12 protein-coding genes and 1 riboswitch are annotated in these 15,436 nt (G+C 37.3%); of the genes, 11 read left to right on the forward strand and 1 reads right to left on the reverse strand.

The genetic code is table 11. The features are described from left to right. Window positions 1-280: 280 nt before the first annotated feature. The 11 genes from polX (at window position 281) to ACE38V_RS14165 (ending at window position 14,706) form a co-directional block, all read left to right on the forward strand. Window positions 281-2,011: a DNA polymerase/3'-5' exonuclease PolX gene (gene polX / locus ACE38V_RS14115; protein WP_375842108.1), complete on the forward strand. Its 1,731-nt coding sequence runs from the start codon at window positions 281-283 to the stop codon at window positions 2,009-2,011. Window positions 2,012-2,029: 18 nt separating this feature from the next. Beyond that, window positions 2,030-4,387, forward strand: coding sequence for an endonuclease MutS2 (locus ACE38V_RS14120; RefSeq protein ID WP_375842110.1), 2,358 nt, complete (start codon window positions 2,030-2,032; stop codon window positions 4,385-4,387). 19 nt (window positions 4,388-4,406) lie between these two features. Then, the gene (locus ACE38V_RS14125) at window positions 4,407-4,814 is read left to right on the forward strand and encodes a DUF350 domain-containing protein (RefSeq protein ID WP_375842112.1); all 408 of its coding nucleotides are present in this window, start codon (window positions 4,407-4,409) and stop codon (window positions 4,812-4,814) included. Window positions 4,815-5,301: 487 nt separating this feature from the next. After that, complete coding sequence (locus ACE38V_RS14130; RefSeq protein ID WP_375842114.1) at window positions 5,302-7,002, forward strand: long-chain-fatty-acid--CoA ligase; 1,701 nt, start codon at window positions 5,302-5,304, stop codon at window positions 7,000-7,002. Window positions 7,003-7,217: 215 nt separating this feature from the next. Beyond that, entirely contained in the window at window positions 7,218-7,802 is a 585-nt protein-coding gene (locus ACE38V_RS14135; RefSeq protein ID WP_375842116.1) for a fatty acid metabolism transcriptional regulator FadR, read from the forward strand. Between the two features lie 27 nt (window positions 7,803-7,829). Further along, window positions 7,830-8,603 (forward strand): enoyl-CoA hydratase, encoded by a 774-nt coding sequence (locus ACE38V_RS14140; RefSeq protein WP_375842118.1) that lies wholly within the window; start codon window positions 7,830-7,832, stop codon window positions 8,601-8,603. A 61-nt stretch (window positions 8,604-8,664) separates the two neighbouring features. Next, complete coding sequence (locus tag ACE38V_RS14145; RefSeq protein WP_375842120.1) at window positions 8,665-9,438, forward strand: electron transfer flavoprotein subunit beta/FixA family protein; 774 nt, start codon at window positions 8,665-8,667, stop codon at window positions 9,436-9,438. A 47-nt stretch (window positions 9,439-9,485) separates the two neighbouring features. After that, window positions 9,486-10,463 carry an electron transfer flavoprotein subunit alpha/FixB family protein gene (locus ACE38V_RS14150; protein WP_375842122.1) on the forward strand — a complete coding sequence of 326 codons (978 nt, stop codon included), beginning with the start codon at window positions 9,486-9,488 and terminating at the stop codon, window positions 10,461-10,463. 217 nt (window positions 10,464-10,680) lie between these two features. Further along, window positions 10,681-10,995, forward strand: a complete 315-nt coding sequence (trxA, locus tag ACE38V_RS14155; RefSeq protein WP_375842124.1) for a thioredoxin — start codon at window positions 10,681-10,683, stop codon at window positions 10,993-10,995. 352 nt (window positions 10,996-11,347) lie between these two features. Then, a complete protein-coding gene (gene uvrC / locus ACE38V_RS14160) occupies window positions 11,348-13,120 on the forward strand; it encodes an excinuclease ABC subunit UvrC (protein ID WP_375842126.1) in 1,773 nt (590 codons plus the stop codon). Between the two features lie 66 nt (window positions 13,121-13,186). Next, a riboswitch (Lysine riboswitch) is annotated at window positions 13,187-13,364 on the forward strand. 112 nt (window positions 13,365-13,476) lie between these two features. Beyond that, window positions 13,477-14,706 (forward strand): aspartate kinase, encoded by a 1,230-nt coding sequence (locus ACE38V_RS14165; RefSeq protein WP_375842128.1) that lies wholly within the window; start codon window positions 13,477-13,479, stop codon window positions 14,704-14,706. A gap of 85 nt (window positions 14,707-14,791) precedes the next feature. Here ACE38V_RS14165 and ACE38V_RS14170 read toward each other — a convergent pair whose 3' ends face one another. After that, a complete protein-coding gene (locus tag ACE38V_RS14170) occupies window positions 14,792-15,241 on the reverse strand; it encodes a YslB family protein (RefSeq protein ID WP_375842130.1) in 450 nt (149 codons plus the stop codon). Window positions 15,242-15,436 lie beyond the last annotated feature (195 nt).

Genomic DNA, 15,436 nt, shown 5'->3' on the forward strand with positions numbered 1-15,436 from the left:
TGAATCAAGCATTTTGCAAGTGATGGTTGCCAGGAAAAATGAGGGCTGATTTCAATATCAACACGATTCGTTATGTGTCTTTCAGGGCAAAATCGTGTGAAATGAAATCAGTCTTTTTCACATGTTTAGAGCTAGGTAGAATTTAGCACCTGAATCTTGTGAAGTTTCCCTTTATTTATCTCTTTCTGTTATATTATCTTATAGAGTAAAAATCGAGGAGTTATTTCTTTTAGACTTTAATAAAGGATGAAAGTTTTTATATGATAAGCAGGTGAATTCTATGCGTGTAAATAAAAAGGATCTTATTCGTCATCTAGAAACGATATCTATCTATTTAGAATTAAAAGGAGAAAATTCCTTTAAGGTCTCTGCCTATCGTAAGGCAGCAAGTGCATTAGAAGCGATAGATGCAAGTCTTTCAGAAATAGAAGATTTTACTGCATTTCCGGGAATAGGAAAGGGAACAGCTGCTGTCATTGAAGAGTTCTTGAAAGCTTGCGGCTCTTCTGTCTTGAAGGAGTTACAGGAAGAGGTACCTAACGGGTTAATATTACTCCTGCAAATCCCTGGCTTAGGCGGAAAAAAGATTGCCAAACTTTATCAGGAATTAGGCATTGAAAATGTTGAGGATTTACGGCTCGCTTGTCGTAAAGGAGAAGTTCAGAAGCTTTCTGGGTTTGGGAAGAAAACAGAAGAGAAAATTCTTGATGCGATTGAAGGCCTGGGTAATCGGCCAACTCGATTACCATTAGCCTTTATGCTGCCCATTGCAAGGGAAATCGAGTTACTTTTGAAAAACATGCAAGGGATTGAACGCTTTTCACGTGCAGGTAGCTTAAGAAGAATGAGAGAGACGGTAAAGGATTTAGATTTTATTATTTCAACAGTTAACCCCTCCATCGTAAAAGAACAGCTGTTAAAGCTTCCTAATATGAAAGAAATTATTGCTTCCGGTGAGACAAAGGTTTCTGTTACTTTTGCATATGATTATGATGTTTCTGTTGATTTTCGCATCGTTCAACCAAAGGAATTTGCCACAACTCTTCATCATTTCACTGGCTCTAAAGATCATAATGTGCGAATGAGGCAGCTTGCAAAAGAGCGTGGGGAAAAGATAAGTGAATATGGCGTCGAAATCATGGAAACAGGTGAGGTCCTTACCTTTTCATCTGAAGAAGAGTTTTATCATCATTTTGATTTACCGCTAATCCCCCCTGAGCTTCGTGAAGATGGCACTGAAGTGGATCTTTATCGAGAAGACATGGAAATCATCTCCCAATCAGATATTAAGGGGGATCTCCATATGCATACCACTTGGAGTGATGGAGCAAATTCTCTCGAAGAAATGATTGAAGCTTGTCGGGCAAAGGGCTATCAGTATATGGCGATTACCGATCATTCACAGTATTTAAAGGTGGCTTGCGGATTAACACCAGAAAGGCTGAGAAAGCAAAAAGAAGAAATTCGACTTTTGAATGAAAAATTTGAAGATATCACCATTTTTTCTGGAATAGAAATGGATATCTTGCCTGATGGAACGCTTGATTATGATGATGCTCTATTAGCAGAAATGGATTTTGTCATTGCATCCATTCATTCAGCCTTTTCTCAACCCCAGTCAAAAATTATGGAGCGTTTAAAAACGGCATTAAATAACGCAAATGTCCATTTAATTGCTCATCCAACAGGAAGAATCATTGGAAGAAGAGATGGGTACGATGTCGATATAGACATGCTGATCAAGCTAGCAAGTGAAACAAATACAGCATTAGAATTAAATGCCAATCCGAATCGCTTAGATTTAGCACCTGATAGCTTGCGAAAAGCACAAGAAGCAGGAGTGAAAATCTTCATAAATACAGATGCCCATAAAGTCGAAACATTATCTCATATGGAAATAGGAGTATCATCTGCCAAGAAGGGATGGATTAAAAAATCGACCGTATTGAATGCGTTGGATAAAGAAGAGTTTCAACAATATCTTTGCCGGAAAAAAGAGCAAACAGATTGATAAGGAGGATGAATCTCCGTGCAGCAAAGAGTCATGAAAGTATTAGAATTTCATAAAATTAAGGAACAACTGATTGATTTTGCATCTTCTTCATTTGGAAGGGAGAAGGTTTCTAAATTAACGCCTTCAACTGATTTCGAACAGGTTGTCAAGATGCAGGAAGAAACAGATGAGGCAGTAAAGGTTTTACGGATAAAAGGGAATATCCCACTTGGTGGAATATTCGATATTCGCCCGCAAATTAAAAGGGCATCAATTGGTAGCATGCTGAATCCTCAAGAATTAAATCAAGTTTCCACAACGATTCATGCAAGCAGACAAATGAAGAAATTCATTGAGACTCTTGTAGAGGAAGAAATCGAAATCCCGCAATTAAATCGGTATGCTGAGAAAATCATTGTCTTAGCTGAGCTTGAGCAATCGATTAGAGGTGCCGTTGATGAAGGGGGCGAAGTGCTAGATAGTGCAAGCATTACCTTGCGCTCCCTTCGAAATCAGTTGCGAACAAAGGAAGCAAGAGTTCGTGAGCGATTAGAGAGTATGATACGTTCTTCCAGTGCTCAGAAAATGCTATCAGATGCTATTGTGACGATTCGTAATGACCGTTTTGTTATTCCAGTGAAACAGGAATATCGTGGACATTATGGTGGGATTATTCACGATCAAAGCTCATCTGGGCAAACCTTATTCATTGAGCCTCAAGCGATTGTCCAATTAAATAATGAGCTGCAAAATATACGGGTTAAGGAACAGCAGGAAATCGAAAAAATATTGATTGAGCTCTCAAGCATGGTTGGGGAGCATTTTAATGAGCTTGCAACGATTTGTTACGTTCTTGGAGAACTTGATTTTCTTTTTACAAAGGCAAGGTTCGCTCAAAAAATGAAAGCATCCAAACCAAAAATGAATAATAAAGGAATGATTAAGCTATATAAAGCCCGACATCCGCTCATTCCCATCGATGAAGTAGTAGCAAATGATATTTTTATAGGAGAGGATTTTTCCACGATTGTCATTACTGGACCAAATACAGGTGGTAAGACGGTAACTTTAAAAACAGTTGGTCTTTGCACGTTAATGGCCCAAGCCGGCTTACAGGTTCCAGCGTTAGATGGCTCTGAGCTTGCAGTATTTGGTGCAGTCTATGCAGATATAGGGGATGAACAATCTATTGAACAAAGCTTGAGTACTTTTTCTTCTCATATGGTCAATATCGTGGATATATTAAATCATGTTAGCTTCGACAGTCTTGTTTTATTTGATGAGCTAGGAGCTGGAACGGATCCGCAGGAAGGGGCAGCCCTCGCGATTTCCATCTTAGATGAGGTCTATAAATGTGGGGCAAGAGTAATTGCGACCACTCATTATCCTGAATTAAAGGCCTATGGCTATAATCGTGAAGGAGTCATTAATGCTAGTGTTGAATTTAACGTGGAAACATTAACTCCTACTTACAAACTTCTTATTGGGGTGCCAGGACGGAGCAATGCCTTTGAGATTTCCAAACGCCTTGGCTTGAAGGAGAGTGTGATTGAGACCTCTCGAGCTCATGTAAGTGCTGAAAGCAATCAAGTAGATACAATGATTGCGTCAATTGAAGAAAGTAAATGGCAAGCAGAAAAGGAATTGGAAGATGCTCATGATTTATTAAAGCAATCTGAAATGCTTCATCGTGATCTGCAAAAGCAAATGATTGAGTTTTATGAACAAAAGGATAAAATGAAAGAGAAGGCAAAAGAAAAAGCAGCCAAAATTGTCGATCAAGCAAAGATGGAAGCAGAGGAAGTCATCCGTGAACTTCGTAAATTAAGATTAGAAAAAAATGCCGAAGTCAAGGAGCATGAATTGATTGAAGCGCGAAAACGCTTAAATGAGGCTGCACCTAAGCAACATGTTAGCAAAAATCCGCTCACTTCCAAAAGGACTAAACATATGTATCAACCTGGTGATGAGGTGAAGGTACTTACCTTTAACCAAAAAGGATCGTTAGTTGAGAAAGTATCGGAAGATGAGTGGCAAGTGCAAATTGGTATCTTAAAAATGAAGGTTTCTGAAAAAAACCTGGAATATATAAAAAGCCCGAAAGTAACAGAAACCCGACCAATTGCCACTGTGAAAGGAAAGGATTTTCATGTTGGACTCGAACTTGATTTAAGAGGAGAGCGTTATGAGGATGCCTTGTTAAAGGTAGAAAAATATATTGATGATGCCCTACTTGCAGGTTATCCTAGGGTTTCCATAATTCATGGTAAAGGCACAGGTGCTTTAAGACAGGGTGTACAGGAATATTTGCGAAATCATCGTTCTGTAAAAAACATTCGATTTGGAGCAGCTACTGAAGGTGGTACTGGGGTTACCATTGTAGAATTTAAATAATCATCGGGGAGTAAAAAAGATGAACCAATTTTGGGAGAATGAGTATGTCCACTCAGCAGCCAATTTTAGTGTTGTGATATTGTGTATGATTGTGTTTTTGGCTATTTTTGAGCTTGTCACAAAATACAAAAATTGGGAACAAATCAAAAATGGAAATATCGCTGTTGCCTTCGCGACAGGAGGAAAAATATTTGGGATCGCTAATATTTTCCACTATTCGATTAATCAGCATGATAGCTTGTTCACGATGATTGGTTGGGGCATCTTTGGCTTTTTTTTACTACTAGTAGGCTACTTTATTTTTGAATTTCTAACTCCTAAATTTAAAATTGACGAAGAAATTGAGAAAGATAATCGGGCTGTTGGCTTTATTTCAATGGCGATTTCAATTGGATTATCCTTTGTAATCGGAGCAGGGATTTCATAAGGGAGAGATTGAAGTGGAGAAGCTGGCAAAAATATTGCTTGTTTTATGTGGAGTTTTTATAATTATTGGATTCATTTATATGGTTGTTTCATAAAAAAGGAAAATGGTCGTTCGTGAAAGAACGATCATTTTTTTGTATTGCCCAGGTAGTGTAAATATAAATGATATTAAAAAGCTCTTTTTTTGAACTTTGTTGCTCTTAATAGGTTAGACATCTTTGGATAAATTAGCAATTTTCGCGAATAATCAAGTTCAAACCTTCTCTTTTTGAAGAAATGAAGCCTTCTTTTCGCGATTATTTCAATCATATCACGAGAAAAATCAATTATTCGCGAACCATATAAAAAGAATGTTCACGACAAGAATCGGAGCCATTTGATTTCATAGATGAGAATCTATTCTAATTGTCATAAAATCAGCAATATAATATAATCATTTTAAAGAGTTGGAATTTTTAAAATATTTTTTTTTGCGTAGGAGGTTGAAAATGTTTAAACAAAAACCGTGGTTAAAAAACTATCCTAAAGAAATTCCCCCGACCCTTTTCTATTCAGAGATCCCCGTTCAACAATATTTAGAAAATGCTGCTGAAGATAGCCCAAACAAGGTGGCTATTCATTTTATGGGAAGAGAATTAACTTATCAAGAGGTATTTGACTATAGCTATAAATTTGCTGGTTATCTACAGGACTTGGGCCTTGAAAAAGGGGATCGAGTTGCTATTATGCTTCCGAATACTCCTCAATCCGTTATTTGTTACTTTGGCGCTTTAATGGCAGGGGCCGTTGTTGTTCAAACCAATCCTCTATATATGGAACGAGAAATTGAGTACCAAATGAAGGATTCTGGTGCTAGAGTAATTGTGACATTGGAAATTCTTTATCCAAGAGTAATGAAGATTAAATCACAAACAGATTTGCAACACGTGATTGTAACCGCTATCAAAGACTTTTTGCCTTTCCCGAAAAATATTGTGTATCCTTTTATTCAGAAAAAGCAATATGGTTTTGCCGTTCAGGTTGAACACAAGGGGGAGAATCATCTATTAAAAGAGATAATGAAACAGGAACAAAGACCAGTAAAAGAATATGATTATAACTTTGATGAGGATTTAGCCTTGCTTCAATACACGGGAGGTACCACTGGATTTCCTAAAGGAGTGATGTTAACACATAAAAATCTCGTTTCCAATGCCTCCATGTGTGAAGCATGGCTTTATAAATGTAAAAGGGGAGAAGAGGTTGTTTTAGGATTGTTGCCATTTTTTCATGTGTATGGAATGACAACGGTCATGATTCTGACCGTTTTACAGCAAAATAAAATGGTCTTAATACCGAAATTTGATATGGAAACTGTGTTAAAAACCATTCAAAAACAACGGCCGACCATGTTTCCAGGTGCACCAACAATGTATATCGGTTTGCTCAATCATCCGGATCTTAAAAAATATGATTTGTCCTCCATTGATTCCTGTATCTCTGGTTCTGCCCCGCTACCAGTTGAAGTACAACAAAAGTTTGAAGAAGTAACAGGTGGCAAGCTCGTGGAAGGTTATGGATTAACAGAATCATCACCAGTTACCCATGCGAATTTTTTATGGGATCGACCTCGAGTCAAGGGGAGTATTGGTGTTCCTTGGCCGGATACGGATGCTGCAATACTATCATCAGAAGGAGAAATCCTTCCTCAAGGTGAGATTGGAGAAATTGCGGTAAAAGGTCCACAGGTGATGAAAGGCTATTGGAATCGACCAGAAGAGACAGATGAAACATTAAAAGCTGGATGGCTTTTAACCGGAGATATCGGTTATATGGATGAGAACGGTTATTTTTATGTGGTTGACCGGAAGAAGGATATGATTATCGCGGGAGGCTATAATATTTATCCACGGGAAATAGAAGAGGTATTGTATGAACATCCAGCTATTCAGGAGGTTGTTGCAGCAGGAATTCCCGATCCATACCGTGGGGAAACCGTGAAGGCTTACGTCGTACTGAAAGAAGGAGCGAATGTAACAGAAAAGGAATTAAATGAATTTGCGAGAAAGCATCTTGCTGCTTATAAAGTTCCAAGGATTTATGAATTTAGGGTGGAGCTTCCAAAGACAGCAGTTGGGAAAATTTTAAGAAGGGCATTAGTGGATGAAGAAAAGCAAAAACAGGATACAGATGAACCGAAAGAAGCATAATTTTTTAGCCGAATCCCTCGGCTCTTTATTTTGAAAAAGGATGCTTGTCCAAATCTAATTCTCTTTATATTAAGGAAGGATTCTCTTGACAGAAAATAATTGTAAGATTATTATAAAAATATGAATGAATAGTCATTCATTTTATATTTTTCCAAAATAATATGGATCCCAATCCAAACAGTGATATTATATTCTTTGAAAGGGGGAAAAAGAGATTGAAAAAGAATAAGCCCAAATACAAACAAATTATTGATGCTGCAGTAATTGTGATTGCAGAAAATGGCTATCATCAGGCACAAGTTTCTAAAATAGCAAAACAGGCTGGAGTGGCTGATGGAACCATCTATTTATATTTTAAGAATAAGGAAGATATCCTCATTTCTCTCTTTCAAGAAAAAATGGGATCCTTTATTGAAAAAATTGAACAAAATATTGCAGGAAAAGAGACGTCCGCGGAGAAATTATTAATGTTGGTCAAAACTCATTTTCAAAATCTGTCGAATGACAGACATCTTGCAATTGTCACTCAGTTAGAGCTAAGGCAATCAAATAAAGAGCTGCGCTATAAGATAAATGAAGTCTTAAAAGGTTATTTTAAGGTCGTTGATAAGATTTTAATTCAAGGGAAGGAAGCTGGAGAATTTTCTGATACTTTGGATGTCAGAGTGGCCCGACAAATGATTTTTGGTACGCTAGACGAGTTAGTTACAACCTGGGTCATGAATGATCAAAAATATGACTTGACTGCTTTAGCCGATACAGTGCACAAATTGCTGATAAACGGGTTTAGAAAAGAATAATAAAATTATTAGGGGGGCAAATGGGAGATGGAGTATTTAAAATGGTCTTATGAGGATGCGATTGCCACGATTACAATCGAGCGTCCTCCTGCAAATGCTCTTTCACAAGGACTGCTAAAAGAGCTTTCAACAGTATTAGACGAAATCGAACCAAATCAGGATATTCGGGTTATCGTGATTCATGGGGATGGCCGCTTTTTTTCTGCAGGAGCTGATATTAAGGAATTTACGACTCTTGATACCAGCAAAGGTTTTACGAATCTTTCTACTACTGGCCAAAATTTATTTGAAAGATTGGAAACCTTTCCAAAGCCGGTTATTGCAGCGATTCACGGTGCAGCATTAGGTGGAGGCTTGGAGCTTGCAATGTCTTGTCACATTCGGCTTGTGTCAGAGAATGCAAAGCTTGGGTTACCAGAATTATCACTTGGAATCATTCCAGGTTTTGGAGGAACGCAGCGTCTACGCCGCTATGTCGGCAATTCACGTGCAGCGGAAATGATCTTTACCAGTGAACCGATTTCAGGGGTTGATGCGGTTCAATATGGCCTTGCTAATGATGCATATCCAGAAACTGAACTATTAGACAATGCTTATAAGCTAGCGCATATAATTGCGAAGAAGAGCCCATTATCACTAAAGGCAGCGATTGAATTATTGAACTATTCCAAATCTAAAGAATTTTACGAAGGAGTTCATAAGGAAGCAGAGCTATTTGGTGAAGTTTTTACATCTGAAGATGGTAAAGAAGGGGTTAAAGCTTTTATTGAAAAGCGGGAACCTCATTTTACCGGCAAATAATAGTTTGTCATTTTAATAAAATAGATTTTTGTCATGCTTTAAATACTAGGAGGGGAAAAAAATGAACATCTATGTATTAATGAAAAGAACATTTGATACTGAAGAAAAAATAGCGATTTCTGGCGGAAAGATCAATGAAGATGGAGCAGAATTTATCATTAATCCTTATGATGAATATGCGATTGAAGAAGCAATTCAAATCCGCGATGCCAATGGTGGAGAAGTAACGGTCATTTCAGTTGGAAATGAAGAATCTGAGAAACAACTTCGCACAGCTTTAGCAATGGGGGCTGATAAAGCTGTGTTAGTCAATATTGAAGATGATATTGAAGATGGTGATCAGTATACAACAGCGAAAATTTTAGCTGAATATTTAAAAGATAAAGAAGCGGATATTATTCTTGGCGGAAATGTCGCGATTGATGGAGGAACTGGTCAAGTTGGTCCTCGCGTGGCAGAGCAGTTAAATATCCCTTATGTTACAACCATTACGAAGCTTGAAATTGATGGAACAAAAGCAACTGTTACTCGCGATGTTGAAGGAGATTCTGAAATACTTGAAACAAGTCTTCCTCTACTAGTAACAGCTCAACAAGGTTTAAATGAACCTCGTTATCCTTCTCTTCCAGGGATTATGAAGGCTAAAAAGAAACCTTTAGATGAATTGGAGCTAGATGATTTAGATTTAGATGAAGATGATGTGGAAGCAAAAACAAAAACGATTGAAATCTATATACCTGCACAAAAAGAAGCAGGAAAGGTTCTTCAAGGAGATTTGGCTGATCAAGTTAAGGAACTTGTGAATCTTCTACATTCAGAAGCAAAAGTAGTCTGACATTCGAGCATAAATCTTTTGAATAATACAATTGGGGGTAATTCGTAATGGCTAGAAAAGTATTAGTGTTAGGTGAAACACGTGACGGATCGTTACGTAATGTTTCCTTCGAAGCTATTGGAGCTGCTAAAACAGTTGCAGAGGGTGGAGAAGTTGTTGGTGTTTTAATTGGAACTTCTGTAAGCGGTTTAGGAAATGAGTTAATCCAATATGGTGCGGATAAAGTAGTGGTAGTAGAAGATGAAAACCTTTCCCAATATACATCTGATGGTTTTGCGCAAGCATTACTAGCTGTAGTGGATACTGAAAATCCAGAAGGTTTAGTTATCGGACATACTTCTTTAGGGAAAGATTTAGCGCCTAAAATTGCAGCAAAATTAAATTCAGGTTTAATTTCAGATGCGACTGGGGTAGAGGAAGCTGGTGGGAACATTGTATTCACTCGTCCAATCTATTCAGGCAAGGCATTTGAGAAAAAGATAGTAACCGATGGGGTTATAATTGCAACCATTCGTCCAAACAATATCGCTCCTTTAGAAAAAGATGAATCTAGAACTGGAGAAGTATCAGCGATTTCTGTTGATATAAAGGATCTTCGGACGATTATTAAAGAAGTGGTAAGAAAGGCAAGTGAGGGTGTAGACCTTTCAGAAGCAAAAGTAATTGTATCTGGTGGTCGTGGTGTAAAGAGTGCGGAAGGCTTTGAACCATTGAAGGAGTTAGCTCAAGTACTTGGAGGAGCAGTAGGTGCTTCACGTGGAGCTTGTGACGCAGATTATTGCGATTACTCTTTACAGATTGGTCAAACTGGAAAAGTTGTTACCCCAGATCTTTATATTGCGTGTGGAATTTCCGGTGCCATTCAGCATCTAGCTGGAATGTCAAACTCTAAAGTTATTGTAGCAATTAATAAAGATCCTGAAGCAAATATCTTTAAAGTAGCCGATTATGGAATTGTTGGCGACTTATTTGAAGTAGTACCATTATTGACAGAAGAATTTAAAAAACTAAAGGTTAATGCATAAGCAAATAAGGAATTATGAAGCGAGCGGGCATTAACCGCTCGCTTCATCTTTATTATGTGGTTCGAATGGAAACCTTGCATGATACCACATGGTCGATGAATAAGAAATAGGTTATCTGGGGCAAAATGACGAACGAAACATATTATTAGCATAGAACCTTAATCGATGATATACTGACGTTACAAAAAAAGTTATTTAATTTAGGAGGATGTAATACATGGCTATTTCTCACGTAACAGATCAAACATTTTCAGCTGAAACTTCTTCAGGCTTGGTATTAGCTGATTTTTGGGCACCTTGGTGCGGACCTTGTAAAATGATTGCTCCAGTTTTAGAAGAAATCGATGCTGAAATGGGAGATAAGGTGAAAATCGTTAAGCTTGATGTAGACGAAAATCAAGAAACAGCTGCTAAATTTGGGGTAATGAGCATTCCAACTTTACTTGTTTTTAAAGATGGCGAAGTGGTTGACAAAGTTGTTGGATTCCAACCAAAAGAAGCATTAACTGAACGACTTTCTAGTCATGTTTAATGGATGGATAAATTCCTAAAGCCCAAACTTCGATAAGAAGTTTGGGTTTTCTTTTTGCCCCGTTTCAAAATATAATAAAGTGAAACTTCCATCAGTGGGGGTTTTCGACGCACAGGACGTGCTAGTGCAGACGTAGCGCTTTTAGTCTGCCATTCATCCCCCACTGATGGTTAGTCACGCAAAGCCTGATTGATTTTTCTAAGGGCTGAAGCCCAAAGAAAAATCTTATTTCACTTATCGGACCTTTACGGACAGTTGATCTCCCACTTATCTTCTTCGTATTCTCAGAATCTTGAAGTGGGAGTCAAAATGTCCGTTAAGAGTGGGATAAACAAATGGGGGTGAACAATACGTGAATGAACTTATTAAACAAAAATTAACATTATTACCCAATCAACCAGGATGCTACTTAATGAAGGACCGGCAAGGAACAGTTATTTATGTAGGGAAAGCAAAAATTTTAAAAAATAGAGTTCGCTCCTATTTTACCGGCTCACATGATGGAAAAACATTAAGACTGGTGAATGAAATAGAAGATTTTGAATATGTTGTGACGTCCTCCAATATGGAAGCCCTTATTCTCGAATTAAATTTAATTAAAAAATATGATCCAAAATACAATATTATGTTAAAGGATGATAAAAGCTACCCTTTTATTAAACTTACAGCAGAACGTCATCCGCGATTAATCACAACTCGCAATGTCAAAAGGGATAAGGGGAAATATTTTGGTCCTTATCCGAATGTCCAGGCCGCCAATGAAACGAAGAAATTATTAGATCGGATCTATCCATTGCGAAAGTGCACCACCCTGCCAGACAGAGTTTGTCTATATTATCACTTGGGTCAATGCCTTGCTCCTTGTATTAATGATATTAATGAGGAAGAATATAAACAAATAGTGGATGAAATTACAAAATTTCTAAATGGTGGATATAAGGAAATAAAGGATGATCTAACAGAAAAAATGATGGTAGCAGCGGATGAATTGGATTTTGAACGGGCAAAGGAATTTCGCGACAAAATTGCTCATATAGAAGCAACAATGGAAAAGCAAAAAATGCAGACAACCGATTTTATCGATCGCGATGTGTTTGGCTATTCAGTGGATAAAGGTTGGATGTGCGTTCAAGTCTTTTTTATTCGTCAAGGAAAACTGATTGAAAGAGATGTATCGATGTTCCCTGTATACAATGAGCCAGAAGAAGAGATGCTGACTTATTTAGGTCAATTTTATGAAAAAACCAATCATTTTAAACCTAAGGAGGTTTTAATTCCTGAAGCCATCAATGCTGAGTATGCAGAAAATTTATTGCAGGTGAAGGTATTACAGCCTAAAAGAGGGCAGAAAAAAAATCTTATAAACCTTGCTTGCAAAAATGCAAAGATTGCCCTAAAGGAAAAATTTTCATTAATTGAAAGAGATGAGGAGCGAACCATTCGTGCGGTCGAAAAACTTGGGGCGGCTTTAAATATCTATACCCCTCATCGGATTGAGGCATTTGATAATTCGAATATTCAGGGAACCAATCCTGTTTCAGCGATGGTTGTCTTTATTGATGGAAAATCAGAGAAGAAGGAATATCGTAAATACAAAATTAAAACGGTAGAGGGACCGGATGACTATGAATCCATGAGAGAGGTTGTTAGAAGAAGATATTCAAGAGTGCTGAAGGATAACCTGCCACTTCCCGATTTAGTCATAATAGATGGTGGGAAAGGTCATGTGGAAGCAGTAAGAGATGTTATTGAAAATGAATTGGGTCTTGATTTGCCCATATCTGGTCTTGTAAAAGATGAAAAGCATCGTACATCGCAGTTGTTATATGGAGAACCTCTTGAAATCATTCAATTAGAGCGAAATAGTCAGGAATTTTATTTATTGCAAAGAATACAAGATGAGGTGCATCGATTCGCTATCACCTTCCATCGCCAATTACGGGGCAAAAATGCTTTTCAATCTATGTTAGATGACATTCCTGGTATTGGGGAAAAGCGTAAGAAACTTCTATTAAAAACATTTGGCTCGGTAAAAAAAATGAAAGAAGCAAATATGGAAGACTTTACGAATATCGGGATCCCTTCCCAAGTGGCAGAAGAGCTTGTAAAAAAATTACTGGAATAGAATTGCCACAAGAATGGGTCTATGCTATAATGAGTAAACATTTAAATAAACACTTTATCAAATTAAAGTGATGGTAGAGGTGCAAACTTCATCAGTAAAGGTTCGGAGAGGAATAAGCTTCAGTGAGGAACTTTGAAAGGGAATGTTTGCCGAAGTGGGGAAAGGCTTATTTCTTTCTTTGCTGGTCCTGCATTTAAGAAATGTAGGATTGTCAAGATTATTATCTTGGAGCGCTATCTCACTGTGTGCGTATTTTTATTAACTTTATGAACACAGCAATGAGATAGTTCTCATTGCTTTTTTTGTTGAATTTTTTACATAAAAGTTCATTAACTTTGAGCGAAAGAAGGGATATTGTGGGGTTAATTGTTCAGAAATTCGGGGGTACTTCGGTAGGAAGTATTGAAAGAATACAAAATGTTGCAAATCGAGTGATTGAGGAAAAATCAAATGGAAATGAGGTCGTGGTCGTAGTTTCTGCGATGGGAAAAACAACCGATCAGCTTGTCACGATGGCAAATGAAATATCGGCTAACCCTAGCAGAAGGGAAATGGATATGCTTCTTACTACAGGTGAGCAGGTCACTATTTCTTTATTGGCGATTAGCTTGATTGAAAAAGGATTTGATACGCTTTCCTTAACTGGTTGGCAAGCTGGAATTGAAACAGAAGCTGTTCATGGCAATGCGAGAATCTTAAATATTGATGAATCCAAGATTAAAGAGCAACTGGAAAAAGGGAAAATCGTAATCGTTGCTGGGTTTCAAGGAGTAACAAAGGATGGATCGATTACAACACTGGGTAGAGGTGGTTCCGATACAACGGCCGTAGCACTTGCTGCTGCCTTGCAAGCAGATAAATGTGACATCTATACCGATGTAACCGGTGTATTTACAACAGATCCTCGCTATGTAAAGGATGCAAGACAGCTCTTATCAGTTTCATATGATGAAATGCTTGAACTGGCAAATTTAGGTGCGGCTGTGCTTCATCCCCGTGCGGTAGAGTATGCGAAAAATTACAATGTTGCACTTGAAGTTCGGTCAAGCATGGAAAGAATGCGCGGAACAATCATTGAGGAGGAAGCAAAAATGGAGCAAAATTTAGTTGTCAGAGGAATTGCATTTGAAGATCAAATTACAAGAGTATCAATCCTTGGTTTGCCTAATTCCATAACTGGGTTATCGACTATTTTTACAACCTTAGCAAGCAGTCATATTAATGTAGATATCATTATCCAAAGCACAACGGCTGATCAAACAAATAATTTATCGTTTTCCATTAAAACAGCTGATTTACAAGGAACTTTGGATGTATTAGAAAGTAATAAAAAGCTGTTGAAATATAAGAAGGTTGAAACAGAAACAGGACTTGCTAAAGTTTCAATTGTGGGATCTGGGATGGTTTCCAACCCTGGGGTAGCTGCAGAAATGTTTGAAGTATTAGCAAGCAGCGATATTACGGTAAAAATGGTCAGTACATCTGAAATTAAGGTATCAACAGTTATTGATGATATGAAAATGGTGCAAGCGGTTGAAGAACTTCACTCTGCCTTTGAATTATCTCGTGTACCAGTAAATTTATAAAAATAATATTAAGGTAGCAGGGGATAATTTCTCTTAGAATGAAAAAAGCTTTCAATGGAGAAATTCCGATGAAAGCTTTTTTTGGCTACTCAATGACATCTTTTTTGTCCCACTTTATTGTTATTTGAACCTTTCCACCTTTTTTTCGCGGATGTTCAAAGGCTTCGCAGATTACCTTTTTTTGCATTTCATATTGCTGAGCTAGGAATCCAGCTTCTAATTGAAAGGACATTTCTTTTTTCTGTTTTAATTGATGGCTAATAAGTTCGCTTGTAAATTCAAATTCAATTTCATTATTGTTTTCATTTTTAGTTTCTAAAGAACCCCAAGCAGCTTGATGAAAGAAATCAGCAATTTGTTCAAAGGTATCTAAAGGAAATTTTCGTGCAAGACTTTTTCCTGCCCAATATAAAAGGTGTGGCGTGTTCTTACCAAGAAGCTCAGGTATTAGAATTTCCCGAATTAGCTCATAACCAAATGCAGGTACATGATAGTCATTATATGATATTTTTTCTGCGGATGAAATTTCGCTCAAATGATCTCCCCTCTTTCTACTATTCTATTATATACAAATCAACCTAAATTAAGCATCGATTTATCAAAAAAGCAGCGAATTGTTACATGAAATTTTTACTATTTCAATATAATAAAATTGGAAGCGTTTTAGGAAAATATTTTCTCTAATTCGTTAAATATGTTAATTCTGTTAATTTCAAAAATTTTATCTATA

Origin of the sequence: Cytobacillus sp. Hz8, from assembly GCF_042263505.1 — a bacterium.
Classification (GTDB): domain Bacteria; phylum Bacillota; class Bacilli; order Bacillales; family Cytobacillaceae; genus Bacillus_BE.